Below are 26,635 nucleotides of genomic sequence, written 5' to 3'. Positions count from 1 at the left end.
ACGTTATTTCAGACCATTTAATTGATTTATTAGCTTTGGGCTTGTTGCGATCTTTTGAATGTGTTAAGTTGTTTACTTGGACAAACCCAAGTGCAAGAAATAGAGCGGATGAAAGTAAGCCAGTTCTAGACAAAGAGAACTTTAAACGGATGGGCAAGCTACTCCGCTCTTTGAAAGACCGGCCGTTTCTTTTTGTATAGGCGCTTATTGCTGTGGATTTCATTACCGCAGTATTCTATTCACATGTTTAGTATAAAAATACAAACTTAATATAACGAAAGGAGATCAATATGAGCTCAACTGTAGTAAACATTAAAAATTTTTTAAATAAGCCATTTAATTTATTTTTTCTTATTATTATTGTTTTTTGGATAAAAACATATGCAGCGTACCAAATAGAATTCTCGTTAGGAGTGGAAGGTGGCTTACAGGAATTCCTGTTATTCATCAATCCGATTAGCTCTGCAGTGTTCTTTTTTGCTTTTGCCTTACTCTTTAAAGGAAGGGGCAGGTTCATTGGATACTTAGCGATCTTATTTATCCTGTCCTTTGTATTATATGCAAACGTTATGTACTACCGATTCTTTAGTGACTTTGTTACCATGCCTGTATTAATGCAGACACAAAATTTTGGCCAGTTAGGTGGGAGCACGCTGGCACTGGTTAAACCATACGATCTTTTTTATTTCCTGGATTTTATTGTATTAGCCGTACTTGTCATCACAAAAATCTTAAAGCCGCAAGAAAAAGTGCGCCGCAAAACAGTGACTGCAGTATTTTCAGCTGCTGTTTTACTCTTCGGCGCTAACCTGGCACTGGCAGAGTTAGATCGCCCGCAATTATTGACGAGAACATTTGACCGGAACTACCTTGTTAAATACCTGGGTATTAACAATTTTACTATTTATGATGTCATTCAAAGTTCAAGATCCGCCTCTCAGCGTGTATTAGCGGATAATGATGATATTACAGAGGTAAAAAACTATAGGGATGCTGCATACGTAGAACCAAATGAAAATTACTTCGGGGCTGCAAAAGGCATGAATGTGATTTACATTTCAATGGAATCCCTGCAAAACTTTATTATTGATTATAAATTGAATGGAGAAGAGGTAACCCCTTTCCTCAATTCACTCACACGCGATCAAAATACGCTGTATTTCAATAACTTGTTCCAACAGACTGCCCAAGGAAAAACATCAGATGCCGAGTTTATGGTAGAAAACTCTATGTTTCCGTTACCCAAAGGTTCCGTATACACAACAAAAGCAATAAATACGTATCAAGGGCTGCCGGCCATTTTGAAGAATAATGAATTTAAATTTACGGCAACTTTACATGGCAACTATAAAACATTCTGGAACCGTGAAAATATGTACAAAGCTCTTGGCTATGACATGTTCTATGACGCCACATACTATAATATGACCGAAGAAAATACAATTAATTATGGGCTGAAAGATAAGGCATTTTTCAAGGAATCAATTCCTTATTTAAAGGATATGCCGCAGCCGTTTTACACCAAGATGATTGCGCTGACGAATCACTTCCCATATCCTATAGACGAAAAAGATCAAACCATAGCGCCAGCGGCGACAGGTGATAAAACCGTCGACAGGTACTTCCAGACAGCCCGTTATTTTGATGAGGCACTTAAACAATTTTTTGATGATCTAAAAACATCCGGTTTATACGATAATACGATGGTCGTTATGTATGGAGATCACTATGGTATTTCTGAAAACCGGCAGCCAGCTATGGAAAAGGTATTAGGCAAAGAGATTACGCCATTCGAGCAGCAGCAATTACAAAGAGTACCGCTGCTAATTCATGTTCCCGGTGAAAAAATAAAAGGCGGCACAAATCCTACCTACGGCGGCCAGGTAGACGTGCGTCCAACCGTTTTAAGACTGCTGGGTATTGATACAAAAGAGTATATTGAATTTGGTACTGATTTATTGGCCTCTGAACGCCGTCAAATTGTACCTTTTCGAAATGGAGATTACATTACACCTGAGTTTTCTTCAATAGATGGTAAACTCTACAAAAACCCGACTGGAGAGAGAGTTTTTAACGAAAAATCAGCGGAAGAAGACAGTGCTTTTGTAAAGCAGCAACTTAGACTTTCGGATAAGGTTTTATATGGGGATCTTTTACGATTCTACCAGCCAGAAGGATTTGATCCGATCGATCCATCAACATTGGATTACACACAACAGGAGCGATACAATACCCCTTAACAATACAGGGGTTTCAAAAGCTGCTGTAAGTAAATATAATTTCTGGTATGAGTTATTTATTAAAGGGATCGGTTAACTCAAAATATGGAATTTAAAATTATATCTTTAGGGATAAATCCTTTATAAAGGATTTATCCCTATTTTTTATGTGGAAGACCACTTAGAAGGCACTTTATCACCATATACCAATGTTGCAGTAAGGCCCAGCAAGATAAAAGTAATCTTTACTGATTAGCAGTAATAAAGTCATTTAACAATAAAATCTTAAACTTAGAAGTCAATTTTTAAAATGTATCACTCTTAACATAAGTTTTACAATTTTAATTAACGTATGACCGAAACTGTTGATGAAAAAAACGTATCTTTAATGTAAATGTTGCTTTTAAATACCATACAGAAGAAAGCACCATAAAGGGTTACGCTAATCCTGTTCTTTATTAAATACTCTATACTTATCTAAAGTGTCAATCCAAAGTTTTGGGTTTTTCTATGGATAAATATGTTGAAATCAAAGACAGAGTGAAGGAGGGTAAGGATGAAAATATTTCTATCGGGTATTATAGGCCTTTTGTTTGGCGCAATATCATCAATAGTATATACAATCTTTTTGGCCTTGTGTCTCAATCAGCTACGGGTGGCTATACATCTTTTTTGCGGAAAGCTGGCTGTATTACGCTGTTTTAATCCCTTTCATGCTTACTTTTTCTTTAATAGGAATTTATATTTCCATAAATGCCGAAGTAACCAATAAAAAGATATGGCTTCTCAGCGTTATTTCGGCTTTCTTTGTCAATTTGTACAGCGGCACGATCGGGGCAATTTTTGGAGAATATATAGTAAGGAGTAGAATGGAAACCATTGTTATAGATGATACATTAAAATGGGGGGTGGTCTACGCCTTTATTCTTCTTCCTTTTACGGTTCTAGTTGCTGCAGTATTTGAGCAAAAAATTAACGCCGTATTCGCCTTCAAGATCTTCGATTTAGTGGGGGTTAGGCGCTAAGGTCTTTATTCCCCCTGTTCTTCTATATACTTTTTCATTACACCAATTGCTGCTTCTTCCTTATTATTACTCATACTGATTCTCTTTTCGTTTTACAAGTGATTTCCACTTTAATACGATCAATGTAATCGCAAAAACTAAAAAATGGAAAGGGGGATTGATTATGAAAATTGCGAAATCGCTGCTGTATAAAATTACAAACCAGACTGAAATCTTCAATGATACGCTGGATATTTACAATGCGGCCCTGTCCTTCATCATCCGGGTTGACGAATTCTGCGGTTTGTTCGGTTATCGGTGCAACAGGCACTGTCTTAGGCCGGACATTTATTGACCAGCCTAAAGAAAAAGACCGTCTGCAGACGTTAACGAATAAATTGCGGAAAGCCCAGCGGGAAAGCGGCCGCATTCACGCACCGAATTTTTGGCGGCTGATCAATGGATACCAGCAGCATATTGTCCGCCACACAAGCCATGAAATTATAAAATTTGCGTCAAAGCATGGCTGTGACGTTATCGTATTCGAATATCTAGGCAGAATGAAAATCCCAAAGGGGTTCTATGGAGCCAGAAAACTTCGTTTCAAGCTTCATGGGTGGCGGAAAACAGGCATATGGAACAAAGTGGAAGAAACGGCGCGCTGCCTGGGCATGCGCATTTCCCGGATCAATCCGCGAAACACCAGTGCCCTGGCATTCGACGGATCTGGAAAAGTGGAACGGAATCCGAAAAAAGACCTTGCCATGTTTTCAGCAAGCAAAATCTATCATGCGGATTTGTCCGCTTCTTATAATATGAGGGACCGCTATTTCATTGGGGCTTTTCAAAAATCCCCTTGGAAACGAAATGGTTGTCTCTTCAGGCAAAAGTCCCTGAATTGGCAATAAGGACACTTCAAACCTTGTTTTCGGTCATTAGTCTCCATCATGCACTCGGGCTTCCAGAGGAAGCTTAACCAGCTGACGTTGTACTGTATTCAAGATAAGAGATGCTCCATCAAAATCTTTGAGTTAGGTGGAGAGGTTCACAAGTGAAAGTGTACTTTTCATTTGAGTTCTGGTATAATTTAGGTAGAAATTTTTAAACTTTTCGCTGCTTTTGCAGAAGCCTTCAAACTGCCTTTAGAGGACGGAGATTAGGCATAAATTGTGTTGAGTCCTGCGGATTCTTGTGTGCTTTTAGCATATCCCAGAAATGGCAGGCAGGCGAATGCGCCACAAATGTGTGCTTTTTTAGCACTGTGAGGTTCATTTTAAAACAGGATAGGTCTGCTCATTTGAGCAATTAAATGTAATCGAGTGTCCAAAATGGCAGTCGTTTTTTTATGTTTCTATTTAAAAAATCAGGATGGCGTGCGATCCAGCAGGCTGTTTTTTTATTGTATAGATGCTTATTCAAAACATCAAAAGAAGAAAGGGTGAAAAAACAAAAGGAATTTTGAAATGAAAAGGATTTTTTACTGAAATGAAGACAGCTTGGGCAGTTTTGTTGAATTCAGCGTAGCGCGTTGTAATAACAAAATCTCCATTGCTGTCTTTTTTTGTTGTTAGCAGTTGTAGTTTTATTCTTTTGGTTTTGCTCTCGCCGGCGAGAGTTATCCGTGAAACGGACAAACGCTTTTGTTTTGGGTGCACAGCGTCTGAGCGAAGCGAAAGTAGGTGCTGGGAAGTCATTCGCCCCAGGGAAACGCCTTATGCAATGCGCATCGCGTGAGCGGTGATGAAGCTCTTTGAGCTTCATTTCGCAGGCAGCTGAATTATGGATGATGGAGGTTGACAATTTCAGAAATGCGCTAAACAATCGGAAGGAAATTCTAATTTTGCGATGGGTCGCCTTATATCGGCGGAGTGCTTTTTTCCGCCGATATAAGGCGAAAAAAAGCGCAGCAGTGGTATATTTTGATTGTGATAGGTCTTTAGGGACGTAACGAAAAGATAGCAACTGAAAATTTCCAAAACGCGCTTTTATAGCGATTGTTACAGCGTTTTTGTTTATTTTCTTTAAAAAATCGAAGAAGGAGAATTTTCTTATGCCCAAAGTTAAATTGCCACGGCAAACTCTCGTCAAAGATGTGTCTGATGCGCTGCGTGAAATTGACCGAATCGGCAAGCCGAAACGGTCAGTTGGAGCAAATGGAAAAGTAAAAAAAGATACTGGAAAAGTCCATTCAAAAACGCAAAAACGGCACGACAAATCAGCCTGCATGAATTTTGCTAAATGGGTAAAGGTGCAGCATGGGGTCAAGCGGCTGAATCATGTAAAAGAAGAGCACGTTCGTGCCTATTTAGACTTCAAAAAGGCAGAAGGAGTCACGATAAAACACCTACAAAATATTGAAACAAGCCTGCGACATCTCCAAAATGGATCACGTGCCTTTTTTAAACGTTTTGATCGGGATATTGAAGTTTTTGCGCCTAAAAAGCGTATTGTTTCGTCACAAGGTCGAGAGACGCCTCAAAATCGGTCTTATTCATCAGAGGAAATGTTAGCCATTAAACAAGGGGTGTCTCAAAATGTGCGGAACGCCGTTGAATTGATGCGCGGTTTGGGACTAAGAAGTTCTGAGGCCCTGGCTGTGCGGAAAGATCATTTTCAGCAGGATCAAAACGGAAACTGGCGACTTGTGATCGGGCATGGTGAAGGGATCACCAAAGGTGGTCGTCCACGTGAGATACCTGTCCGGGTTTTGTTTGTACCAACACTTGAAAAGCTGTTGGAAGGCAAGAAAGAGAAAGAGCAGCTAGTGAAGTTGAACGACCGGACGGTGCGGAAGGGAATTTCAACGGCACTGAAAAAAGCCGGGATCGAGCAAAATCGGCGTGGATGCCATGGTTTTCGTCATGCTTATGCACGTGAGCGTGTACATGAATTGATACAAAACAAGGGGCTGAATGAAAAAGGGCATCAGATGCTTAAACGTTGCTTAATGAACTATGATCTAGGCAGAAAATCAAATTATGGCATTTACAGCAGAGCGGATTGTCATTTATACAGTGAAGTGAAAAATGTGATTGATATGGTTCATTCGGAGCTTGGTCACGGAAAGGGCCGGATGGATCTTGCTGCTGTTTACATGAAAGATTAATTTTTGGAAAATTAGAATTTCCATACTTAGGTTAGTTACTGGATTACAAATTGTCATTCATTGACTTTGAACTACCGCCCACTTACCTGACGGTTGAAGTGGGGGTGTTTTTGCCGAAGGTGATAAAGGTACTCCGTTTGTAGTTTGTTCTACAGAACCTTAATCAACAGTATGGACGTACTGTTGATTAAAGTTTGCTCCTGTAAATGTAAATATATGTTATCATTTCTGAGAAGGAGGGATTTCATGAATAATCGTGCAATATTCATTTTCTTTTTAGTAATTTTGTCTTTTATTTTAGCTGCCTGCCAGCAAGAACCGGAAAATAACAAATCAAAGAATCAAGAAGACATTTCTTCTTCCGAAGGTATAACTGCACAGCTTGAAAAAAAACAATACACCACTAAGGATACAAAAGCCGTACTTACACTGCACAATAATAGTAAAAAAACATTTCTTTATGGAAGAGAATATTTACTAGAGAAAAACGTAAACAGTACATGGCACGAAGTTCCCTTCAAAGAAAGAGTGGGATTTACTGATGAAGCATATTATCTTGCACCTAACGAGACGGAATCCGAAACGATTTCATTCGATATTTTTAGCGAGAAACTTTCTGCTGGGCATTATCGGATTATCAAAAATTTTAGCGATGATGAAAAAGAATACAGTCCAGAAAATATAATACCGATTGCTGCTTCTTTTGAAGTTATAGAATAAAATGAACCTTCTTAGGTTCTTTTTTTGTTTTAGTCAATTTGGATAAGATATGTAATTAACAGTATAGGTCATCTGCTACTCATTCTAAGAATACTGCTATTCATTTATATGGACGTACTGCTGATTAAATATCTGTATGTTATTCACTCAATATCCAATTAGCGTATAATTATTAGCAAACTGCGGGATGACTTGGAAATATCCTAAATATTGTTATTGTAAATAGAAAGAGGTTATTAAAATTATGAATAAACTAATGTTTTTTTTTTATATGCGTTTTTTATTCAATTTGTTTTTGAACTTTGTGCGATTATCAATCTAAACCAAAATACCAATCGGTCGTTTAGTGAACTAAGCGGTGAAGAACTTACGAAATCTATTATCATTGGGGTTTTAGGGCTTAATGCGCTTATTTTGTTCAGTGATGCTTATAGTGTAAGATTTAAAGACATTTCAAAAAGAGCAAGAATAACATTGTCTCTTTTTTCTTTATTTGTTTCAGCTATCGCAGCAGTCTTACTTGTTGGTGATTATTTGATAAATTAAAAGAATTTAATAAACAGTTTCGGTCAACTATTGATTAAGTAAATTAAAACTTTCTTAAAAAGCTAGTTACAGCCCCCTACTTTCATCCAGCCACTCGTCATTGTTCCAGTCGGCAGACATTGCACCTAGTTTGGGAAAATTCATAGCGGCGTCATTTGATTGGACAAAGGATAACAATTTGACACCTTCAATTAAAAATTGCCAGGAGTTTATTTGAATAATATTTAATAAATGAAATGCTGCTTCTGAGTTTTGTTTTGCGAAAAACTCATAATTTTTGAATACTAAAACAAAATCTGTTTCTTCTTCAACCATGTCTGATAAGTAATCGTTAAAGGCATCTAAATTTTCTCCGTAATAGCCTGGAAAACCAAGAACAGCTGCCAAATCATGATGATAGTTTTTTGGGGTCCACTTGGAACAATCAAAAGTATATATTTTAAATCCTTCACGGGATATATCGGCTATATACCTATCTAAAATTTTATTGCTCATAAAGAGCTTTACGGAGCCATTTAGCATAAGTTCCTTCCATAATTTCATCTCACGTTCACCACCAAAATTAGATTTTGTTTAAATAAATTGTCCTTTAATCAACAGGATTGGTCAACAGTTGTCTAAGCAAAGGATAGTGTAGCTCACCTGTATGGACGTATTGCACAAATTAAAGGCTAAAAAATGCGTAATGTGAAATTAAAATTTACTGTAGCCAGAACTTGTAGTACGAGAAAAATATTCATAACTTAAGAGCAGGAATATTTTTCTGCAAAACTTATGTGATGCAAACAATATCACATAAGTTGGATAAGCAAAACCTGCTGGGTTGTTATTTGTGTCTGCATACATCTCTACATGTATATAGACGCGAGTCTTGATCTGCCGCTCGGATGGCAGCAGTAAGTGAAAAAGCGATGGAGATTGGATCAAGTTTAAACTATTTATTGAAATGTACAAAAAAGCCAAGGAGCCCATCAGAATAACAGAGTGTGGATAGATATCGAATTTAAAGGGCAGGATCTGCTCAGAGCAAAAAAAACGCGCCCTCGGGGTGCGTTTATATTTTAAGCTCGTTATGAATGATCAGAGAATTTTCAATTTGTATTGTAGTATGTTCTATCTTAAACTTTTCCTTGATTTTATTAATTGCTTCCTGCAGTATTTCCTGATTACTTTTATCGTCTTCAATTAACATGTGACAGCTTAGCGAATCTAACCCAGAGGTAATCGTCCAGATGTGGAGATCATGCACATTTATTACGCCGTCTATCTCCGTTAGGGCTGCTTTTACTTCTTCCTGGTCAACTGTTACAGGTGTACCTTCCATTAAAATATGGACTGAATGTTTTATGACTCCCCATGCACTTTTTAAGATCAATAAAGCGACTAAAACAGAGATTAGTGGGTCAGCTACATACCAGTCAAATAATATCATTAATATACCAGCTGCAATCGCGCCAACGGAACCCAGGGCATCTCCAAGGACGTGTAAATAGGCGCTCCGCAGATTAACATTATTCTTTACGTCGCCCTTCCGCATTAAAGACCACGCACTAATTAGATTGGCAATTAACCCTACTGAAGCAACCAGGATCATTGTTCCACTCGCAACAGTAGGAGGTTCGAAAAAGCGTCCATATGCTTCCCAGACGATAAAACCTGCAATTACGAATAAAGTAACCCCATTGAATAATGCGGCTAGTATTTCAAAGCGATAAAAACCAAAGCTTTTATTGGATGAAGCGGGTCTTGATGCGAACCATATGGCAATTAAACTTAAGAATAAGGAGCTGGAATCGCTAAGCATATGTCCAGCATCTGACAATAGTGCTAAACTATTTGTGATTAATCCTCCAAAGAACTCCAAAAACATTATTCCCGTAGTAATGAGGAGAGCAATGATTAGCCCTTTTTTATTTCCTTCTCTTGTTTCTTCAAAATGGTTATGGCTATGAGAGTGACCGTGATGGTCGTGGCCATGGTGGTGATGGTGGTGATGGTGGTGATGTCCCATATAAAACCCTCCTTATTAACATTTAATATGTTTTAACACTTGATGTAATACTGTAATTACATGTTCATCGTCATAGGTATAATAAAAAGTGTTGCCTTCACGCCTATACTTCACAAGGCGCAGGTTCCTTAAAAAACTTAACTGATGGGAAACGGCTGACTGTGTCATCTCTAACACTTCAGTGATGTGATTGACAGAGCATTCTTCCTGGGAAAGCAGGTATAATATCTTGATTCTAGTCGGGTCTGCTAAAGCCTTGAAAACCCGGGAAGCTTCATCTACAGATTCAGGTGATAAAAAGGAATGGTCTTGTTGTTTCATAAAAAATCCTCACTTATTTTTATTTTTTAATTATGAATTTGTATACGTACATTGCATTGTCCTTAACTTTTAAGAATTGGGGAGATCCCCTGGCTGGCACCACTTAAAGTGAGAACAGCCTATGTAATCCTAAGTATTTACACTAATTATATGAGCATATGCTCATATTTAGTATGGAATCAAAAAATTATTTTGTCAAGTTTACTTGAAGTTGCAGACTATCCGGGAGGGAATGCACACTCTTTCAGGTGTGAGATGAAAGCGAGCTTGGTCCTTTGACATATCTGAAAATACATCACAAGGCCGTTTTTTCTAGCAAAAGCCCTTCTTGTTTAAACACCCGTTTGTGCACTGAAGGTAATCATCAAAACTCTGAAAAGGGAAGAGGATAATTAAAATTGTATATAAAAGCTATAAGTTCTGTCCGTACTCCGCGCCTGAGCAGGCCATACTAATTCATAAAACTATTAGGATTCTGCGGTTTTGGTATTTACAGACTTTCCAAACGGGAAAGCCCACTTCTTCAGAGGTGGGATGAGAGCGAGGTCGAACCGGGCATGTCTTCAGATATGTCAAAGGTCCGATTTTTTTATTTTTTTAAATTTTAGCATTTGCGAACAGAACGTAAGTTCAGTACACTTGCTCTGTAAAAGGGAGTTGGAAAGGAGGCTTAAAAGTGGAAACGATTTCATTGCGGTTAGAGTTGATGAAACCAACGGAAACAAAGAAACAGATGTATCAAAAAATGACCGAATTAAATACTTCTTTTTCAAACTGGCTGCTAAGTTATGAAGAACTATCTAAAGCAACGTCTAGGGTCTACAAGCTTTTTTCTCTAGAAAAACTACCTTCGGCAGTGGTAAATCAAACCATCCGTGAAGTAAAATCCAAGCAAAAGACTCAAAAAGCAAAAACGTTTCGCCGCTTTTGGTGTGGTTTTAACAATCAAAATCTCGCTATCGAACAAGAAAATGGTTTATATAAGCTATCTTTCCCTACATTAGAAAAGAGAATCGGTGTGCCGGTTATCGCAGAAGTGTATCAGCAGCACTGGCTTGATAAAATTCTTTCTGGGCAGGCAAAACAAGGAGCTGCCGAGTTGCATGAGAAAAAAGGCAAATGGTATATCTCACTTTCTATTTCATTTGAGCCAAGACGAGCTGCTTCTTCATCAAAAGTGATGGGCATCGATGTAGGGCTGAACTATTTAGCTGTTGCCTCGGTTGGTACGAAAATGCTCTTCTTTCGCGGAAACGGGGCTGCTTTCATTCGCAGAACATTTTCTTCAAGAAGAAAAAAGTTAGGAAAGCGAAAGCTTCTCTCCGTTATTAAAAAATCTAAAAACAAAGAATCACAGTGGATGAAAAATCTAAATCATAAAATGAGCCGGCAAATCGTGAATTTTGCTGCAGAGAACGGTGTTCACTGCATTCGAATGGAAGATTTGACAGGCATTCGCTGTAAAGCCAAATCGAAAAAAGAAGCTGGAAGAAATCTGCACTCCTGGTCTCACTATCAGCTTCAAACGTTTATTGAATATAAAGCAAGAATGGCTGGTATTCAAGTCGAGTATGTGAATCCACATCACACTTCCCAAACGTGTAAATGTGGTCACGTTGACAAAAAGAATCGAAAAAGACACACGTTTTCGTGTGTCAAATGTCAATATACACTTCATGCTGATGCGAATGCGGCGATTAATATTTCGAAAGCCATCAGCGGCCTTTCAAAAAGGAAAAACAAGCAAGCAGCTTAACCTAGTCCTGTGGTAACAGCAGGACCGCCTGTAAGGTAGTAAGGTACATGTATGCCGAAGGCATACATAACGAAGCAGGATGGGCTGATGACACCGCCCCTAACTGAAGGCGAGTTCTAAACAGAAATGGACTGGGAACGCGTTCGCACTTCAGAATCCCACCCATCTCACCGTAAGGTGAAGGGCTTGCGGCTTTAGCCATGGGAGTGTCAATCGGGCACTAGGCAGCTATCCTCAAAACCAGTATTAATATCTAGTGAAGAGATGGTTCAAAGCGGCCAGTTTCCTGAAAACCAGGAAAAGCTAGATTTTTCCTCTGCAGAAAACGCACGGCTTGCGAAGCCCTGCCGCAAGACAAGAGGACGTAATAAGGATAGTGAAAAGTAAATGGAGTAGAGTTTTGAGCAATTAAAACAGCCAAAGATTTAACTGCAAAGGGAATTTAAGATAGCAGATGAAGTAGATGGAAGATACAATCGGAGCTACTGCGAAAATTAAAAAATAAAGAAGATCAGCATTTTTCGGCTCTAGCATAATAAAGCTCAAATATCATGTAAATCTGATAGAAAATCCGAACTCTAGTTCCTTTACTATCAGACATATCATCGCTTTCCTGCAAAATACACAAATATTTTAAAGTTAAACAGAATAGAAATGAAATACCTAATTTTTAAGTATTTTTGTATATAAGACAGAAAAAGCGGTCATCTTGGTAAAAAGGACATTAATAAAAGGGGGAAATAACCGATGAAAGTGAGACAAGATGCTTGGTCAGAAGAAAATGATTTGATGCTTGCTGAAACCGTACTACGCCATGTAAGAGAGGGAAGTACCCAGATTAAAGCGTTTGAAGAAATTGGTAATGCGCTGAACAGAACAGCCGCGGCATGCGGGTTCCGCTGGAATGCTGTGATCAGACAACAATATGAAAGGGTATTGGACCTTGCACGTAAACAAAGAAAACAACATTTTCGTAATCTCGAAAAGAAAGAAAAAGTTTCAGGACTTCATATTGTTTCAGACAATAATCCTGCAGACCAAGATACAATAGAAATTCCAAGCTCTAATGCTCTTAATATGAGCCAAGTTATTAACTTTCTGGAAACTATAAATGCTTCTGAGACAGATTGTAAAAGCCTTCGAAGAGAACTTGAAATAGAAAAACAAGAGAAAGCGGCTATAGAATCAAAGTATGAGGTGCTTGAAAAAAGAGCAATCACCATGCAGCAAGACTATGAGGATTTAGTAAGGATAATGGACAAGGCCAGAAAGATGTTCGTATTTGGGGATGAAGCGGCTCAAAAGCCTGTGTTGCATGTAGAGGACAATAAAGATTTAGAAAAAATAGCAGAGTAAAAAGCACAGCACATTTATTTGCTGCGCTTTTTTCCTTTTTAGAACGTTCTTTTTTATGTTGAATCTGTTATTTGTTTTTTCTTGATCTATCCATTTGCTCTATAATAGAGATACTTTCTTCCTGTTTCAAATTTGTATAAAGGGAAGTCGTTTCAATCGAACTATGCCCCAATTGATCACGAAGCTTTACAATGTCACCGCCATTACGGAGCCAGCCGCCCGCAAAAGAATGCCGCAATTTATGTGGACTCATGGCTCGTCCAGACGTAAAAGCCTGCGTATACTGATTAATATTAGTCTCAATGGATCGGATAGAGATTTGCTGTGCTTTTCCCTGATAACGTGTTAAAAAGACAAAGGATTCTTGTTTTTGCGGCTGGTATCTTGCTTCGCGTACTTCTAGGTACGCGCGAAGATCTTCCATTGTAGAAGGGAGGACCAGCACAGTATCTTCCTTTCCGCCTTTACGCGTTACATCTATGGTATTCTTCTTATGATTAATACTGTTCATCAAAAGCCCTGCCGCTTCACTAACACGGATCCCGCTGCCTAACATAAGAGAGATAAGGGCAATATCCCGTTCCTTGTTGCGCAGGTACATGGCCTGTTTTCTTGGAGTCAGGGTGAGCTCATACTCATTTTTCAGGAAGATCAGAAACTCCTGGATATCATCATCATTCAAAAGTGAAGTACTGATACGCTGGGAGCGCCGTTTGGCAGTTTCTTTTGCTTTCCCGATTTTAATCTTTGTCATTACATTACGATCAAAGTAGCATTCTCCGTTTTCAAGCTCGGTTTCCTCTGTTAAATAGCGGAACAGAGATTTTAATGACTGAACGATCCGAGTTACACGGGTAGCTGAACGCTTTTTCCAAACATCTTTTTTGGCTTCAAAAGGTTCATCCCGAACATAATCAATAAAAAACTCTACATCCTGCTTTCTAAGCGTAGCCAGTATGGAATAGGGAATCTCAGAGACAGATTGGCTTGAAGGAGCTAAACCTTCTTTTAAAAGCCATTCAAAAAAGATCCGGAAATCATACAGGTAATCCAGCTGGGTAGAGGGAGTGTTGCCATATCTGCGTTTATCACGTATATATTCCTGAACATAAAAAGGAAAGGATGGCAGCATAGCTTCAATTCTTTGTTCAGCAATCCTTTCTTCGCGTGGTGCCGCCATAAAATCACTCCTGCCTCAAAGGTCAAATTTGGTCAAGTTTTGCGCCAAATCAAATTTTGGCGAACATTTATTCGTTTGTGTAATAATTATAATGAAATAAAAGGGACCTAACAGTTTGCAAAGCCATACGATGTTATTTCTTAATAAGATGTCTCTATGTATTAAAAGTTTGTTTAAATCTTATTTAGCTGCTAAATAGATCGGCTAGTCTATCTAATTGTGAAATAAATGGATAGAGAGTATACTATATCCTGTCTACATACCCATGATAATATCTTATTTTAATAGAAGAAGGAGACTAAATTGTGCTAAAGAAATATGATCCCGCTAACCCAGAATTATTATTATCTGCTGTTTGTTTTGCCGATATATTAGGCTTTTCTCAATTAGTCCTTGATGCCCAAGCTCAGGGGAATGGCAACGCTCTTTTAAAGCAACTTCATCATATCTTGACCACTGAATATAAAAAGTTAAAGCCTAGTGCGGACTATGTTGGAATCCTTAAATCATTTACTGACAATATTGTGATTGGCCTTCCTATACATGAAGACGGAGAATCACAACTAGGCAGCATTTTTTTAGGTTTTGCTGATTTCCAAACCGCCTTAACTTTAAATGGTTTTTTCGTTCGTGGTGGTGTGTCAATTGGCGACTATTATGGTGATGATGAATTCGCTTATGGACCTTCAATTATCGAAGCACATGATTTAGAAGCAAATAAAGCCGTTTACCCACGAATAATTCTAAGTGCCGATGCCGTCAAGCTAGTCAAATCTCATTTAGAATACTATGCTGATCCTAAATGGTCTCCTCAATTCAGAGATGTTTTAATAGATAACACAGATGGTGAGTGGTTCATAAATTATTTGGAATCAGTGATGTCTGAGGTTCACGATTCAGGTAACCTTAACTTAGCAGTATCTGAACTACAAAAACACAAAAAAGCTATAACAAACAATTTGATAAAACATCAGGGTAATCAGCGGATTTACTCTAAATACCAATGGGCTGCGGAGTATCATAATTATTTTTGCACTTTAAACTTTGAAGCACAATTTTTACAAGCCAATGATCTTTTGATTACACAACACGGTAACGGAAATTTTTCAACGATCGCATAAATGTATTAATATTAAATAAACCAAGAGAAATGTATCCTTGGTTTATTTTACTATAAACCTAAAATAATTAAAACTTCGCAAAATGAGTATTTGGCGCAATCTTTAATTTAAAAAAGCCCCTCTCCTTCTTACTTTAGTGAAGAAAGAGAGCGATGTATCATGCGCGATTATGTAGATGAAAAGACGTTTTATTTCCCAAGCTAAGATAAGTTTTCGCAATCCAAATCCATCCGGCAATAAACAATAAACCAGCTACTATAGTGAAAGGATGAAATAAGTACTTAGGAAAATACAATGGGCTGATGCTGAAAAAGATAATACCAGTAAACAAATAAGAATAACTTAATAAAAAACGGATAAAAAAACTTGAAGACCTCATTAAGAACACCTCTCTGCGTATATATCCACCTTAATTTTACCCAGGTTTACTACTTTTAAAAAGATCACTATTTTCTATATTTTCGACATTTCAGTGAGGCTTATACCTTAATACATAAACACAATATAAAACTGCACATTTAAAGGACTTTTGTTTTAAAAGATGTAAATTAAAAACCATTTTACATTAATTATGCGTAAAATCTCAATGTCATGAAAACACTAATAAAATAAAGAAAAAAGTGAGGCAAGTGCCCTACTAATCCTCTTCATACTTAAGTGCTGCTAGCCGGTCAAATGTTTCTTTTGCCTGGCGATAAGATATAGATTTAGACACAGCGTCAGATTTATTTCTACATTTTTCGGAAAAATTGATCCGATAAAATAAGAACGCTTGGATGAAAAATCAGCCTCTATAATGTTGTGTCTGTTACCACATAAGCGATTTCATTGATTGTCGGGTCGATGGCCACTGCTTTAATCATTATCGGGATTTCTTCAATGTCTATGAGATAGCCAGTTTTCTTGCAGATGGGGCATTTATTCTCATGGCACTCAATAAGAGGTTTTCATTGGCGTACCAGTTGCATTTGACGTGATATTTAGTCATTTTTTATTCTTCTTTTGTCTTACAGTCAATGATAGGTACTTGCTTAATCTTTTTTCCCACTCTTTGTCTCTGCAATCTAAATACCATGTCAGGAGTGCGCTCAAAGTAGCCGATGGGTTGGTGCCAGCTCACACCGCACTTGCAATGCTTCAGTCCAATGAATTGTTCTTTCATTGCTCTCCCGCAGGATATGCACTTTCTTTTTGAGTTAGCCATGTTCATTCTCCTTTTGGTTGAGATTCCCTAACAGTTCTTTCTTTTGTGAAAGAGGATTTAAAACTACCTGAGCGCTGGAGAATGTTTTCGTAAGTCCACCCATTTCTTTTCAGTTGCAACATATGATCAAAGAACTCTTGATGCTCGGTATATTCATACTCAATAAATTCAGTAATTCTAGTGACCATATTTTTAGTATTTAGAAATTTCATGGCCACGCTCCTTTGTATGCATAAGATTGGTTTATAGGAAGCCGGTTTTTAGTCCTTATCCTGTATAGATATAGTAATACACAATGATTTCACCATTATATAAATCCTGGATACTTGAAAGATACAGCGGTTTCTGCCCAAAAGGCAAGTACGTAATATCTGTGACAAGCTTTTGAAGAGGCTGACTTGCTTGAAAATTACCTTTTAAAAGATTGTCGGCAATATGATATAAGGCTGTCCCGTCTGCCTGCGTTTCTTCACTTTCACCCGGCACTGCCAGCCATACTTCTGCATCACACGCTGCACCCTTTTATGATTGATAGGGATTTCCCGCTTTAATAAGGCAGTGATTTTACGGTAGCCATATCGAAATTTATTCTCCCGACACAACGTGCCGGTTTTTCGTTCAATCGCCTACCTGGAAGTTTGCAATAGCCTTTGAATGATATTTATCATTCGTCCTCGTCGTCCTCAAAAAATTTGCGCATTCTATAACTTTTATCGCTTTTGAATTTTATTAAATCCTCTTTGCCCATTCCCTCAAACATGCGGTCAATCATGCGCGGGTGGTAGCGCTGGTATAATTCATTCATGCTCAAGTTAGTTGTGATTATTAGCGGTTTGCTCAAGCGGTCATTGAGAATATTAAAAAGCACTTCGTCAATCCATTCTCCCTCTTTTTCGCTGCCCAAATCGTCCAGCACAAGCAGATCGCACTCACGGAATGCCCGGAAAATGTCAATCTGTTTCAAATCGGTATCATTGCCAAACGTGCTTTGCAATAGCTGCTTGAGCGTGGGGACCTCAATAAAAATGGCACCCTTGCCCAGCTGCTCCGCATATTTGGCAGCCCCAAGAGCCAAATGGCTTTTTCCCTGCCCGCTGGTACCCATCATGACAAGCCGGGCTTTTTCCCCGTCCTTGAGTTTCTCAAAAAACCATTGCACGCCGGAAAATGCCCGCTTGCCTTCCTCGGTCCGCCCCTCAAAATTAAAAAGGGTAGCGTCTTTTATGGACGGGTTGACAGTCCAATGCTTTTTAAAATGTTTCAGCTTGGCTGCCTTGGCTGCTGCTGCGGTTTCACGGGAGAGCCTACAATGGCACTCGGTTGTCTCAATGAGCGGCTGCCCCTTGTTTGGTCCGCCCATTATTACGGTTTTGATCTTCTTTTGCACTGCCCGGCAGCGGATGCAGCTGAATGTGGTTAGAACTTCATACCCTCCCAGCCCGGCAAATTGGCTGGCTGCGTCTTTGAATGATTTCATGTTATTTACCTCCTGAAATTTGCGGGTGGTCCTCTCAAGCTCGTAAATGTCTCTATTTTCGATTTTACCACTCTCCATGCCTCTTTTTATCTAGTAGGGCAGGAAAAGAGGAGATTTGCCCTATTTCTGCGTGTTTTGTTTGCGTGTTTTTAATTCCTCTTGCGGCCTGCACTCTTTCTCCTCAAAATTCGCGCTTGGTTCCTGCGGCTACTCCGGTTTGTCCTTTTCCTTAAACCTGCCCGGCAGCTTTTCCTCACGCACTTTTTTGTCGCCGCCCCCAACTGCCCCTTTCTTTCTTGTCTGTTTAGGTGCCTGCTGCGGATGCTGCTCTTTTGGCAAAAAGGCTGCAAGTTGTCTGTTTATTAAAATTTGGTGCAGCTCCTTGGCTGCATTCATGCCATATTTTTGATTAGCTTTTTATTATGTCCAGTAATGGTAAGAGCTTGGAGCATGTCCTCGTTTGAGTAGCCCTTGAGCTTGTCCATGGCTTCTACCATTTCCATCATGCACTCGGGCTTCCGAAGGAAACTTAACCAGCTGATGTTGTACTGTATTCAAGATAAGAGATGCTCCATCAAAATCTTTGATTTAGGTGGAGAGGTTCACACTGACATTGCTGATGGGTGACCCTAAATTAATTCAAAGTGCAAATAAAGAATAACCTTGGTATAACTGATGGAGCGGTGCTCCTTTATCGCTCGAATTTGCTTTAGGATCAACCATGTTTTACCCTTGATTTGCTACAATTCAAAATCCTCCATTAAGAAAAAACAAAATTACATTTAAGCTGTAATTTTTTAATTAATTTCAGGGTATCTTAGTAAATAATAACTTAAAAAATAATTTTTTTACAGGAAAGCTGTAATTTTTAAGAGGGAACGTTATAATAAAACTAAGGGGAGTGACGTTATGACATTATTAGAGCAACAAGGTTCCATTAATGAGTACACTTTAAAAAACATTAAGGAATTTCTTACACACGAAGGGTTAAAAAAAGATCGACTTGCAAAAAAAATGGGGATGTCTTCAGCAAACTTTTATGACTATCTCAATAATAAAAGACAGGGAGTATTGGATTTTTCGATTAAATTGGCTGAAATCCTAGGATATGAAGATACATTTTTTATGGATGAAAACTTCAAGTTAATGCCCTTTGAGAATTCCGATCGGTCTTTCGCGTTTTCCGCAGGTAATCAATTCACGGAAGAAGGAAAAGAAGGTTTTGAACATCTTCTCAAAATTTGTGACCTATTTGAAATTTATAATCTGGAGGATTAACTGATGCCAGAATTAGCTTTCAAAGACCTGTCTTTATTATTTGAAGAAAACAAAAAAATTAAACCTGAAGTTAACCAATTAGTTAAGAAATACTTGAAGGATCTACATCCAAGAGGCTGGGACATTATAGATGGTGTACGTGAATACATTAAAAATAATCACTTTTTAATTGAAGCCCCTATTAATGATCCATCGTTTGGTGGGTTTATCCGCTCAACTAATACAGAAAAATTTATTTGTTATATTAATACAAATCAACGGCGCTTATATCAAAACTTTAGTTTACTCCATGAACTATTCCACCTAATATACTTTCGAAAAATAACTGAATCATTGCATATTGTAAATGTTGGTCTAGACAGCGATTCTGACGAGAGAAAAGCTGATTATTTTGCTTCCTTATTATTAATTGATGAACATGAACTAATATCTTTTTATACGGGTAACGAAAATCAGGATAAAGACATTTTTCAAAGAATAATTCTGGCTATGGCTCGATTTTCAGCACCTTATAAAGCTGTATTAATACGGTTATTTGAGCTGGATTTAATTGAAATCGAAAAGTTAGAAGAACTTTTCGATAAAAAAGTTGATCTTGAAAAAGAATTTCAAGCTTTAGGTCTAGATCCTTATGTAGTAGAGAGAAGTGACGTTGTGAATTTCGGTAATTTAGAGAAATTAATGGATAGTAACCCTTTACCTAATTTAGCCCAGGGAGTAAACAAGCAAGTATTTAGTCAAGTAATGTCTTATTTTTCTCCCGAAAAGGATGGAGATTTGTAATTGACTAGTGAATTAGAACAATTAATAACAGATTCTAATATTTTCATTACTGACTTAGAGGAAATTAGTGATTGCATTTACAATTCTGAACAAATTTTTTTATATGATACAGGAGCTATTTCAAATCATGAGGGAGTTTTTTTTAAGGGAGGACAAGATCTTCTGGGTCGTTTTGTGACTGCAAATGATCCCATCTTAATTACAGACGTCACTGCTGCTGAGATGAGAATCCTAGAAGATACAAATAAAAGATATTTAAACTATTTATCAAAATTTCATAAAATCATTTTCTTAAAGGAAGAGGATTTTTTCTCTCTTATAGAACTTGATTACAAGTCTTCAGTAGCGAGAGGAAAATTCTTAGCAGCCAGCAAAATTGCTTTTTCTGATATTTTACCCTTAAAACAAGACATTGAAATAATCGGCAAAAAACACTTTCCTATTTCTGATTCAAGAATTTTTAATCGCTACGACGATTTTTGTCAAACTTATTCAAATAGCAATAGAGGCGAGCTATCTTTACTTTTGCTCAGTTGTATTTTAGGGATAACAGCTCCGAATACGAGAATAACATTTTTAAGTATGGATAACGATTTATACTCTTATGTAACAAGATGTTATTTAAAAGATCCTTTTAACCATTTAAAAAATCGTGAGATTTCAATTGCTAGTGATGATACCTTAATTCAAGGAACATACTTTCAAGATCCATCAATTCACTTAGATTTATATATCGATCCGTATAGACATCCTGAACGTAAAGTAATTTACTTTGATAGGATAAAAGGAATAAAAAGTTATAAATCAAAAAGAGAAAAACTCAGTAATCAATTGATTAAGGATTTAATCTTAAAAAATCAAATCGAAATAGAGTATTAAGCCCTCAAATTAATAATTTAAGGGCTTTGTTTTAATATCTTTAACCAATCACTATCATCGCCTGGTTTATGCCAACCGCCATCCTGTTTTACTTGGCCATCCTCCACGTAATAATTATAGCCTTTGTCCAATTTATTAAGGAAGACCACTTCCACTCCTCCATGATCAAGAGACACTCCTTCCTGCCTTCTAATAAACCACTTTTCACCGGGATATATTGCTCGCGCAAAGGCTTTTCTACTGTATCAATGTTTTCCATAATCGCTCTCTTCTCTTCGTCTTTTTCCCCTATGAAGTACATGACTTCAGCTGTACTAACCAAAAGAGCTAACGATAAAAAAGGCTTCTTTTCTTTGAAAAAAACAATGCGACAAGAAACAAGATTAAAATAGGCAGCACCATTAGAAAACCAGAAGTTTCGTGTACCTACGATAACACTAGGCGCTCCCTAGTACCACACTGAAAGTGAGGACACGTTTTTCTTATGCCCTTTCTTGCTATTTAGCTTTCCACGTTTTTGGATTGAGAATGATTTCGCGTTGCAAGAGGAGCTAAATAGCTTAAAGCTTATGAAAATTACAATGCTCCCTAAATTTGTCACACGGGCTGTCTGGCAAGCGGGCAGTTAGAACGGTTGAAGGCTCTTTTCTTCTTTTTGTTTCTTGCGGATTGTTTCAAGCAGCTCAGGTTATCTTCTCTTTACGCTCCTCTGTATACCTATTTATATACATACGAAGACAAATGAAGCTTTATGTATACAGGCATAGTGATGACGAATACAACTAAAGAAAAAAGCTAACCCAAAGTTAAAAGAAATAATGAAGCACGCATACTTGTGTATTATGCTGTTTGACTATCAGATTCCTCTTTCTGACGCAAAGCTTTATTAACAGAGCCACGGACCTTCCAGATAAACCGAACCATTTCTGCCGGTTCCAGCAGCTGTTCATCTGGATCACAATAGGTTTCACCCTTTCCATGAATGGTCCATGCCTTCGTATGTTGATTGAACATCAGCGTCCACTGCCCATTTCGCTGCCTGTCTTCAAAAACAAAGTAATGCTTGTTTCCTTGTTCATCGTAAAAAGTAATTTGAGGAAAATCTATTAAAAATTGTTCAATACCTTTTTTCGATTTTAATATCCTAGTCATCATTCAACTCTCCTTCACAAAAATTTGAGAAATGCAAAAATGTCTTGTTTTTAGACAGTTATTGTCAATATTATATATAATTTGAAAAAGTAATGCACATGGTTCTTTTATTTTACATTTTCCTCTTCTGAAACCTGCACCCTGCATTTAAAAAAAGAGAAAATGAAAAGAATAGGGCTCCCCGGATCTTTTTATACTGCTGTTAATATGACTCTTCAAATCTTGTGCGGGATTAGTAAGAGGATCCTTTATGCCCTCCAATATGCCCGGCCCGTTGAAGATACGTACCGCCTTTCATTAAGCTGTACGCATGAAAAATCGCTTTTTTACCAAAACGGTCCCGTATTTGATCGATGGTTTCATCTAAAAAATGACGCCTTTCATCCAGTTCAGGCGGCGTGAACAAATCCATTTGTTCATGTGCTGCAGGCTGTAATTTACTGCATACGACATGGATTTGGCGTACCGGCTGTCCGTCCCAATACTTTTTAAACAGCCGCACAAAGTGCTCACATAGTTCAGCTGTCTTATTTGTGCTTCTAGGAAGTACTATTTGATGCCTAAAACCGCGGTCTTCAATATCCCGGCTGTAAGAGATGCCAAGCGCAATCCCCGCTGCTGCAGCCCCATGCTGACGCAGACGCATCGCAACATCCTCTGTCATTTCTTTAATGACAATCATGATCTCATCTTCCCTATAATAATCCCTCAACAGAATCTGCCCTTCGGAAAAAGATTTTTCACGCGCCCCCACCTTCTCAGAAATAATGCTGTAATCGATTCCCCAGGCGTGATAATAGAGCTGCTCCCCAAGCAGGCCAAACTTTCGCTTTAGTTTCCATTTATCTGCGTAGGCCAGATCTTTTACCGATTCAATCCCTATATTGTGAAGAGCCCTGGTGTAGCCGTTGGAAATTCCCCACATATTTGTGATGGGGTCAATCGCCCAAAGCTTCGTTGGAACATCTTCATATGACCAGTAAGAAATCCCATTAGGAGCGTTTTTCCCTTCATTATCAAGAGCCAGCTTCGCAAGCAGAGGATTATCGCCAATCCCTATGGTGACAACCAGGCGCAGCTCCTGCCAAACCGTACGCTGAATGGTGCGGGCGATCGTGAATTTATCGCCGAAGAGCCTTTTTGAGGCCGTTACATCTAGAAACGCTTCATCTATGGAATAGCAGTGCAGATCTTCTTCTGCTACAAAGCGGCGAAAAATATCCAGGATCATTTTGTTTACTTTTAGATAAAGAGCCATAGAGGGTTCAACAATGATTAGGCGTGGATCTTTCGGTATTTCATAATTCCGTGATCCTGTCTTAATACCGAATTCTTTTTTGACCCGTGGTGAAGCAGCCAGCACCACAGAACCAGACCGTTCTTTATGGGCGATTACAATCACATAGGCATGCAGCGGATGAATCCGGCGGCGTACAGCCTCTACACTGGCAAAGAAAGATTTCACGTCAATGCAAAATACGTCCCGGCGCGGCAAGTGTTCATCATCAATCGGCAGCACCATCTTCATCGTCTCCCGCGGCAAATGAAATAGACACCATTTCATCTAATCGAAACCTGGAACTGTACCCTTTCAGCTTTATATAGGGATGCTGGCCGGGCAGCCGGCAAAACTCCGAGACAATCCCGTTTACCTGCATCAGGTCATGATCACCGAAGGTATTCATCTTAAACACCACTTCCCTTTCAAGATAGAGTGAGCTTTGAATGATACGGTCGAACTCCTCCAATTGCTGTTCATCAAATAGAATGTCCGTTTTCACCGGTTTACTTTTTTCTCTTTCCATCATTTCAGCATGCTCGGCTAGTATAAGTCCCTGCCATTTCATCATTCCCCGGTCATTGTACAATTTCTTCATCAAAGATAACTCCTTTCAATGAGAATGCATGTTCGTATATAGTATATAATTCAGTATAAGAACAAATATTCCTGCTGACAATGAAAACTTTTTTTATTATTCCTCTTTTTACCGAAAATATGTTCGTTTATTTATTGAATTATGAACGTTTGTTCGGTATAATGAGATTGTAAAGAGGAGGCTGTTAAAATGAATGGATTGTTTAACATGTATCATTGTAAGGAAAATAGATGACATTTATATCCACGCTTACTGCTTGAAGAGGCAACAAATCCGAAAATTTAAGCGGTCCAACATTTTAGCAGCAGGAAAAGCACCGCAAAGGAGAAAGGCTTATGCTTAAACAACTGTCTGCATGCCAGGAAAAAATGCTGCAGTTTATAGATGACTATGTCAGTGCCAAAAACTATCCCTCGTCTATTCGTGAAATCGGTGACGCGGTTGAATTAAAGTCTTCTTCAACCGTAAAGGGCCACCTTGACCGTTTAAAGGCGTCCGGATATGTAACCTGGGAACAGGGAAAGCCGCGGACGTTGAATGTGGTGAAAAGAAGCGCAATACTCTCAATAAAATTAAATCCTTAAAATACAAAAGGAGCAATAACAGCATTGAAGACTGTTATTGCTCCTTCTTTTTAAAATTTCTAGATCCCCAAAAATGAAACTGACATTATTGGTTTTTATACGTTTCAATCAAGATTTCTCACATACTTATAATGTTCCCGAAACTTATTTGACGCTCTCCAATGAATAACTGGTTATATAATGCCGCCCATCACGCCGCCGGCAAAATAGACGAAAATGCGTTTGAAGATTGGCTTTAAATCAACGTTTTTCAATTTTGTTTTAAATAGGTTTAATCCGAAATAAAAAGTTCTATGAGAAAAAGTATGAGTTTTCTGCAGATTAATTTTTCATACTAAGTTTGGTTCTTCTCCTAATAGCTTGTTGATCTCACGTTTCTTTTACACTTTACATTCGATAACCCACTTTGGAATCCCCACTCTCCAAGTCATTATTCATCTATCCTTAATTCAATTATCTTAGTTTCTTCAACATTCAAACCAGCCAATATAACACAAAATGCTTGCTTCAATCTCAACATTTAACCAATTTCTTTTACTCCTAGTATCAATTAATATTGTGTTTGTCTGTATAAATTCATAAAAGAAAATATTTAAACCCACAGTTAAAATTAACTGTGGGTTTAAATGAACCTGTTTGAAATATGAAATATTGCTGTACCGTTTAAATGATCCTCTGTGTAAAAATTATGGACGAAATCACCATCTAAAGTTGCAAAGTAATCTGCCTCATGCTGTTTTGCTACCGCAAGGTGAAGCGCGTCTTTCACTTCAAGCTGCAATTCTTTTATAAATCCTTCAGCTAAATGAAAAGTTTTTTCATCAGATGCAACATGTGCAATTTCAATTTCGAATAGCTCGCTTAAATTAATCAATAAATCATTAAAGGTTTTCAATACTGATTCATAATAATAATTTAGCTCATTACGATCAATGTACCTTTCTTTGTAAGCTTTTATTGTTTCTTTAACAGGAATATATACTTCTTTACCACTTTGAATTCTTTCTAACTTTTGAGAATCAACAAGCTGCATCAATTTTTGAGCAATGAAAGGGTTACCTAAGTATTCATTTTCCTTTTCACTAACTCTTTCTCTTAATTGAAATTTACGATATGCAATATAGATAATATTATAAATGTGACCTATAAATAGGTGCTGAACAACTTCCGAAAAGACATGATTACTTATTAGAAGCTTATTTATTTTATCAGCTTGTAACTTGGTTAAAACACGTTCGACCAATTCTCCATCTTCGCCACCATTTTCATCTAAGAAAGCTAATAAAAAACATGCATCTACATAAATTGATGCCTGTTCAAAAGATTCGTACGTAAGATCCTCTATTCTTATTATACGTGCTGACATTATTGACCTCTTCTATAAAGTTGAACAAGAGAATGCCCAGGTGCAGTTTTTACAGCAAGCATTTTTCTTAATTCAGAAATGGATTGAGGTTTTTGGGTTTCAGTTTTAGACGGATTAACTGCTTTAGGGAGCGGTTGTACAGTGGACATGTCTATCACTCCTAATAATATATTTTTCTTATTGTATCTCACATTGGAATTATTGTCCATATTAATCACCTCTAAGGATTCGTTTTTAAAATATATAAGTTTGTAACAAAGAAAAGAACTCCTTAATTAAATACTTTCCATTATTACAATACTTAATACCCAAAGAGGCTTTTATATTAACAGTTATATTGGAAAAGTCTATTTCACAAGTTTTTTTACAAACACAAGTATGAGACCGGCCTTTTCTTAACCTAAACATTTTTATTCCGTTACTAGAAACAGAATTTAGTCTCTACTTTTTCATTAGTTGACCCTTTTTGTATTTAACTTCTTTACGATGAATTTTTAGGATTTCATTTTAATTCTACCCCCCTTCTAGTATTACTCTATGTCCATATTGCACTATGAAACATCTTTAATTTCGCTGTTTTTAAGACATTAATTTCAGACTAAGTTTTAGACTCTATATTCGCACGAACTCAACCACTTATCTAAAATAAAGAAGATCGTCTAAAAATTTTAATTTCCGAACGCTATTTAATGAGA

General features: G+C 37.7%; 24 protein-coding genes and 1 pseudogene. 11 read left to right on the top strand and 14 right to left on the bottom strand.

Annotation, left to right across the window (positions count from 1 at the left end; genetic code table 11):
* Nucleotides 1-290 precede the first annotated feature (290 nt).
* The 4 genes from ltaS to VP97_RS00180 all read left to right on the top strand — a co-directional run bounded on the left by ltaS (nt 291) and on the right by VP97_RS00180 (nt 7,049).
* Nucleotides 291-2,240 carry a lipoteichoic acid synthase gene (gene ltaS, locus VP97_RS00210; protein ID WP_050179602.1) on the top strand — a complete coding sequence of 650 codons (1,950 nt, stop codon included), beginning with the start codon at nt 291-293 and terminating at the stop codon, nt 2,238-2,240.
* Between the two features lie 1,243 nt (nt 2,241-3,483).
* On the top strand, nt 3,484-4,131 hold the full coding sequence (locus tag VP97_RS00195) for a hypothetical protein (RefSeq protein WP_050179599.1): 648 nt from the start codon (nt 3,484-3,486) through the stop codon (nt 4,129-4,131).
* A gap of 1,142 nt (nt 4,132-5,273) precedes the next feature.
* Nucleotides 5,274-6,329: a tyrosine-type recombinase/integrase gene (locus VP97_RS00185; RefSeq protein WP_050179597.1), complete on the top strand. Its 1,056-nt coding sequence runs from the start codon at nt 5,274-5,276 to the stop codon at nt 6,327-6,329.
* A 246-nt stretch (nt 6,330-6,575) separates the two neighbouring features.
* A complete protein-coding gene (locus VP97_RS00180) occupies nt 6,576-7,049 on the top strand; it encodes an immunoglobulin-like domain-containing protein (protein ID WP_050179596.1) in 474 nt (157 codons plus the stop codon).
* A 612-nt stretch (nt 7,050-7,661) separates the two neighbouring features.
* Here the strand turns inward: VP97_RS00180 and VP97_RS00175 are convergent.
* From VP97_RS00175 to VP97_RS00165, 3 genes are all read right to left on the bottom strand, one after another.
* Complete coding sequence (locus tag VP97_RS00175) at nt 7,662-8,138, bottom strand: barstar family protein (protein ID WP_050179595.1); 477 nt, start codon at nt 8,136-8,138, stop codon at nt 7,662-7,664.
* A gap of 511 nt (nt 8,139-8,649) precedes the next feature.
* The gene (locus VP97_RS00170; protein ID WP_050179594.1) at nt 8,650-9,606 is read right to left on the bottom strand and encodes a cation diffusion facilitator family transporter; all 957 of its coding nucleotides are present in this window, start codon (nt 9,604-9,606) and stop codon (nt 8,650-8,652) included.
* Nucleotides 9,607-9,621: 15 nt separating this feature from the next.
* A complete protein-coding gene (locus VP97_RS00165; RefSeq protein ID WP_050179593.1) occupies nt 9,622-9,927 on the bottom strand; it encodes an ArsR/SmtB family transcription factor in 306 nt (101 codons plus the stop codon).
* Nucleotides 9,928-10,603: 676 nt separating this feature from the next.
* Here VP97_RS00165 and VP97_RS00160 point away from each other — a divergent pair.
* Both VP97_RS00160 and VP97_RS00155 read left to right on the top strand, forming a co-directional pair.
* On the top strand, nt 10,604-11,683 hold the full coding sequence (locus VP97_RS00160) for an RNA-guided endonuclease InsQ/TnpB family protein (protein WP_050179592.1): 1,080 nt from the start codon (nt 10,604-10,606) through the stop codon (nt 11,681-11,683).
* A 747-nt stretch (nt 11,684-12,430) separates the two neighbouring features.
* A complete protein-coding gene (locus VP97_RS00155) occupies nt 12,431-13,039 on the top strand; it encodes an RsfA family transcriptional regulator (protein ID WP_050179591.1) in 609 nt (202 codons plus the stop codon).
* A 67-nt stretch (nt 13,040-13,106) separates the two neighbouring features.
* Here the strand turns inward: VP97_RS00155 and xerS are convergent, their stop codons facing one another.
* Complete coding sequence (xerS, locus tag VP97_RS00150; RefSeq protein WP_050179590.1) at nt 13,107-14,219, bottom strand: tyrosine recombinase XerS; 1,113 nt, start codon at nt 14,217-14,219, stop codon at nt 13,107-13,109.
* Nucleotides 14,220-14,524: 305 nt separating this feature from the next.
* Here xerS and VP97_RS00145 point away from each other — a divergent pair, with 305 nt between their 5' ends.
* A complete protein-coding gene (locus VP97_RS00145) occupies nt 14,525-15,340 on the top strand; it encodes a hypothetical protein (protein ID WP_050179589.1) in 816 nt (271 codons plus the stop codon).
* Between the two features lie 1,206 nt (nt 15,341-16,546).
* On the opposite strand, the gene VP97_RS00135 is transcribed toward VP97_RS00145, so the two are convergent.
* The 4 genes and pseudogenes from VP97_RS00135 to VP97_RS00120 form a co-directional block, all read right to left on the bottom strand.
* Entirely contained in the window at nt 16,547-16,756 is a 210-nt protein-coding gene (locus VP97_RS00135; protein ID WP_050179587.1) for a hypothetical protein, read from the bottom strand.
* 76 nt (nt 16,757-16,832) lie between these two features.
* Nucleotides 16,833-17,167, bottom strand: a pseudogene (locus VP97_RS24400) (IS3 family transposase); the annotation flags it as partial.
* A 41-nt stretch (nt 17,168-17,208) separates the two neighbouring features.
* On the bottom strand, nt 17,209-18,021 hold the full coding sequence (locus VP97_RS00125) for an ATP-binding protein (protein WP_050179586.1): 813 nt from the start codon (nt 18,019-18,021) through the stop codon (nt 17,209-17,211).
* A 207-nt stretch (nt 18,022-18,228) separates the two neighbouring features.
* The gene (locus VP97_RS00120; protein WP_050179585.1) at nt 18,229-18,417 is read right to left on the bottom strand and encodes a hypothetical protein; all 189 of its coding nucleotides are present in this window, start codon (nt 18,415-18,417) and stop codon (nt 18,229-18,231) included.
* 513 nt (nt 18,418-18,930) lie between these two features.
* On the opposite strand from VP97_RS00120, the gene VP97_RS00115 reads away from it, so the two are divergent.
* From VP97_RS00115 to VP97_RS00105, 3 genes are read left to right on the top strand one after another with little or no spacing between them, the layout of a single operon-like run.
* Nucleotides 18,931-19,299, top strand: a complete 369-nt coding sequence (locus VP97_RS00115; RefSeq protein ID WP_050179584.1) for a helix-turn-helix domain-containing protein — start codon at nt 18,931-18,933, stop codon at nt 19,297-19,299.
* Nucleotides 19,300-19,302: 3 nt separating this feature from the next.
* Entirely contained in the window at nt 19,303-20,082 is a 780-nt protein-coding gene (locus tag VP97_RS00110; RefSeq protein ID WP_050179583.1) for an ImmA/IrrE family metallo-endopeptidase, read from the top strand.
* Nucleotides 20,083-20,961, top strand: coding sequence for a hypothetical protein (locus tag VP97_RS00105; protein WP_050179582.1), 879 nt, complete (start codon nt 20,083-20,085; stop codon nt 20,959-20,961).
* Nucleotides 20,962-21,049: 88 nt separating this feature from the next.
* Here VP97_RS00105 and VP97_RS00100 read toward each other — a convergent pair whose 3' ends face one another.
* The 4 genes from VP97_RS00100 to VP97_RS00085 all read right to left on the bottom strand — a co-directional run bounded on the left by VP97_RS00100 (nt 21,050) and on the right by VP97_RS00085 (nt 23,990).
* The gene (locus VP97_RS00100) at nt 21,050-21,220 is read right to left on the bottom strand and encodes a hypothetical protein (RefSeq protein ID WP_156153360.1); all 171 of its coding nucleotides are present in this window, start codon (nt 21,218-21,220) and stop codon (nt 21,050-21,052) included.
* 581 nt (nt 21,221-21,801) lie between these two features.
* Complete coding sequence (locus tag VP97_RS00095) at nt 21,802-22,113, bottom strand: hypothetical protein (RefSeq protein WP_050179580.1); 312 nt, start codon at nt 22,111-22,113, stop codon at nt 21,802-21,804.
* Between the two features lie 232 nt (nt 22,114-22,345).
* Nucleotides 22,346-23,677 (bottom strand): Y-family DNA polymerase, encoded by a 1,332-nt coding sequence (locus VP97_RS00090; RefSeq protein WP_245629798.1) that lies wholly within the window; start codon nt 23,675-23,677, stop codon nt 22,346-22,348.
* The gene (locus VP97_RS00085) at nt 23,619-23,990 is read right to left on the bottom strand and encodes a YolD-like family protein (RefSeq protein WP_050179578.1); all 372 of its coding nucleotides are present in this window, start codon (nt 23,988-23,990) and stop codon (nt 23,619-23,621) included. Before VP97_RS00085 ends, VP97_RS00090 begins: the two co-directional genes overlap by 59 nt.
* A 335-nt stretch (nt 23,991-24,325) precedes the next feature.
* Between VP97_RS00085 and VP97_RS00080 the strand changes: the two genes are divergently transcribed.
* On the top strand, nt 24,326-24,574 hold the full coding sequence (locus tag VP97_RS00080) for a LexA family protein (RefSeq protein ID WP_050179577.1): 249 nt from the start codon (nt 24,326-24,328) through the stop codon (nt 24,572-24,574).
* A 622-nt stretch (nt 24,575-25,196) separates the two neighbouring features.
* Here the strand turns inward: VP97_RS00080 and VP97_RS24395 are convergent.
* The gene (locus VP97_RS24395) at nt 25,197-25,940 is read right to left on the bottom strand and encodes a PIN domain-containing protein (RefSeq protein WP_245629797.1); all 744 of its coding nucleotides are present in this window, start codon (nt 25,938-25,940) and stop codon (nt 25,197-25,199) included.
* The gene (locus VP97_RS00070; protein WP_156153359.1) at nt 25,940-26,089 is read right to left on the bottom strand and encodes a hypothetical protein; all 150 of its coding nucleotides are present in this window, start codon (nt 26,087-26,089) and stop codon (nt 25,940-25,942) included. The genes VP97_RS24395 and VP97_RS00070 overlap by 1 nt, the downstream gene beginning before the upstream one ends.
* Nucleotides 26,090-26,635: the final 546 nt, after the last annotated feature.

The sequence above is a fragment of the Domibacillus robiginosus genome (genome assembly GCF_000966195.1).
Classification (GTDB): domain Bacteria; phylum Bacillota; class Bacilli; order Bacillales; family Domibacillaceae; genus Domibacillus; species Domibacillus robiginosus.
Note: the sequence above shows the minus strand (reverse complement) of the source record. Positions and strands in the feature narration are given on the sequence as shown.

Excerpts from the sequence above, each read along its gene's own strand:
- ltaS (WP_050179602.1), top strand. The coding sequence starts at position 291 with ATGAGCTCAACTGTAGTAAACATTAAAAATTTTTTAAATAAGCCATTT.
- VP97_RS00195 (WP_050179599.1), top strand. The coding sequence starts at position 3,484 with ATGCGGCCCTGTCCTTCATCATCCGGGTTGACGAATTCTGCGGTTTGT.
- VP97_RS00185 (WP_050179597.1), top strand. The coding sequence starts at position 5,274 with ATGCCCAAAGTTAAATTGCCACGGCAAACTCTCGTCAAAGATGTGTCT.
- VP97_RS00180 (WP_050179596.1), top strand. The coding sequence starts at position 6,576 with ATGAATAATCGTGCAATATTCATTTTCTTTTTAGTAATTTTGTCTTTT.
- VP97_RS00175 (WP_050179595.1), bottom strand. The coding sequence starts at position 8,138 with ATGAAATTATGGAAGGAACTTATGCTAAATGGCTCCGTAAAGCTCTTT.
- VP97_RS00170 (WP_050179594.1), bottom strand. The coding sequence starts at position 9,606 with ATGGGACATCACCACCATCACCACCATCACCACCATGGCCACGACCAT.
- VP97_RS00165 (WP_050179593.1), bottom strand. The coding sequence starts at position 9,927 with ATGAAACAACAAGACCATTCCTTTTTATCACCTGAATCTGTAGATGAA.
- VP97_RS00155 (WP_050179591.1), top strand. The coding sequence starts at position 12,431 with ATGAAAGTGAGACAAGATGCTTGGTCAGAAGAAAATGATTTGATGCTT.
- xerS (WP_050179590.1), bottom strand. The coding sequence starts at position 14,219 with ATGGCGGCACCACGCGAAGAAAGGATTGCTGAACAAAGAATTGAAGCT.
- VP97_RS00135 (WP_050179587.1), bottom strand. The coding sequence starts at position 16,756 with ATGAAATTTCTAAATACTAAAAATATGGTCACTAGAATTACTGAATTT.
- VP97_RS00125 (WP_050179586.1), bottom strand. The coding sequence starts at position 18,021 with ATGAAATCATTCAAAGACGCAGCCAGCCAATTTGCCGGGCTGGGAGGG.
- VP97_RS00120 (WP_050179585.1), bottom strand. The coding sequence starts at position 18,417 with ATGAATGCAGCCAAGGAGCTGCACCAAATTTTAATAAACAGACAACTT.
- VP97_RS00115 (WP_050179584.1), top strand. The coding sequence starts at position 18,931 with ATGACATTATTAGAGCAACAAGGTTCCATTAATGAGTACACTTTAAAA.
- VP97_RS00110 (WP_050179583.1), top strand. The coding sequence starts at position 19,303 with ATGCCAGAATTAGCTTTCAAAGACCTGTCTTTATTATTTGAAGAAAAC.
- VP97_RS00100 (WP_156153360.1), bottom strand. The coding sequence starts at position 21,220 with ATGGAAAACATTGATACAGTAGAAAAGCCTTTGCGCGAGCAATATATC.
- VP97_RS00095 (WP_050179580.1), bottom strand. The coding sequence starts at position 22,113 with ATGACTAGGATATTAAAATCGAAAAAAGGTATTGAACAATTTTTAATA.
- VP97_RS00090 (WP_245629798.1), bottom strand. The coding sequence starts at position 23,677 with ATGAAATGGTGTCTATTTCATTTGCCGCGGGAGACGATGAAGATGGTG.
- VP97_RS00085 (WP_050179578.1), bottom strand. The coding sequence starts at position 23,990 with ATGAAGAAATTGTACAATGACCGGGGAATGATGAAATGGCAGGGACTT.
- VP97_RS00080 (WP_050179577.1), top strand. The coding sequence starts at position 24,326 with ATGCTTAAACAACTGTCTGCATGCCAGGAAAAAATGCTGCAGTTTATA.
- VP97_RS24395 (WP_245629797.1), bottom strand. The coding sequence starts at position 25,940 with ATGTCAGCACGTATAATAAGAATAGAGGATCTTACGTACGAATCTTTT.
- VP97_RS00070 (WP_156153359.1), bottom strand. The coding sequence starts at position 26,089 with ATGTCCACTGTACAACCGCTCCCTAAAGCAGTTAATCCGTCTAAAACT.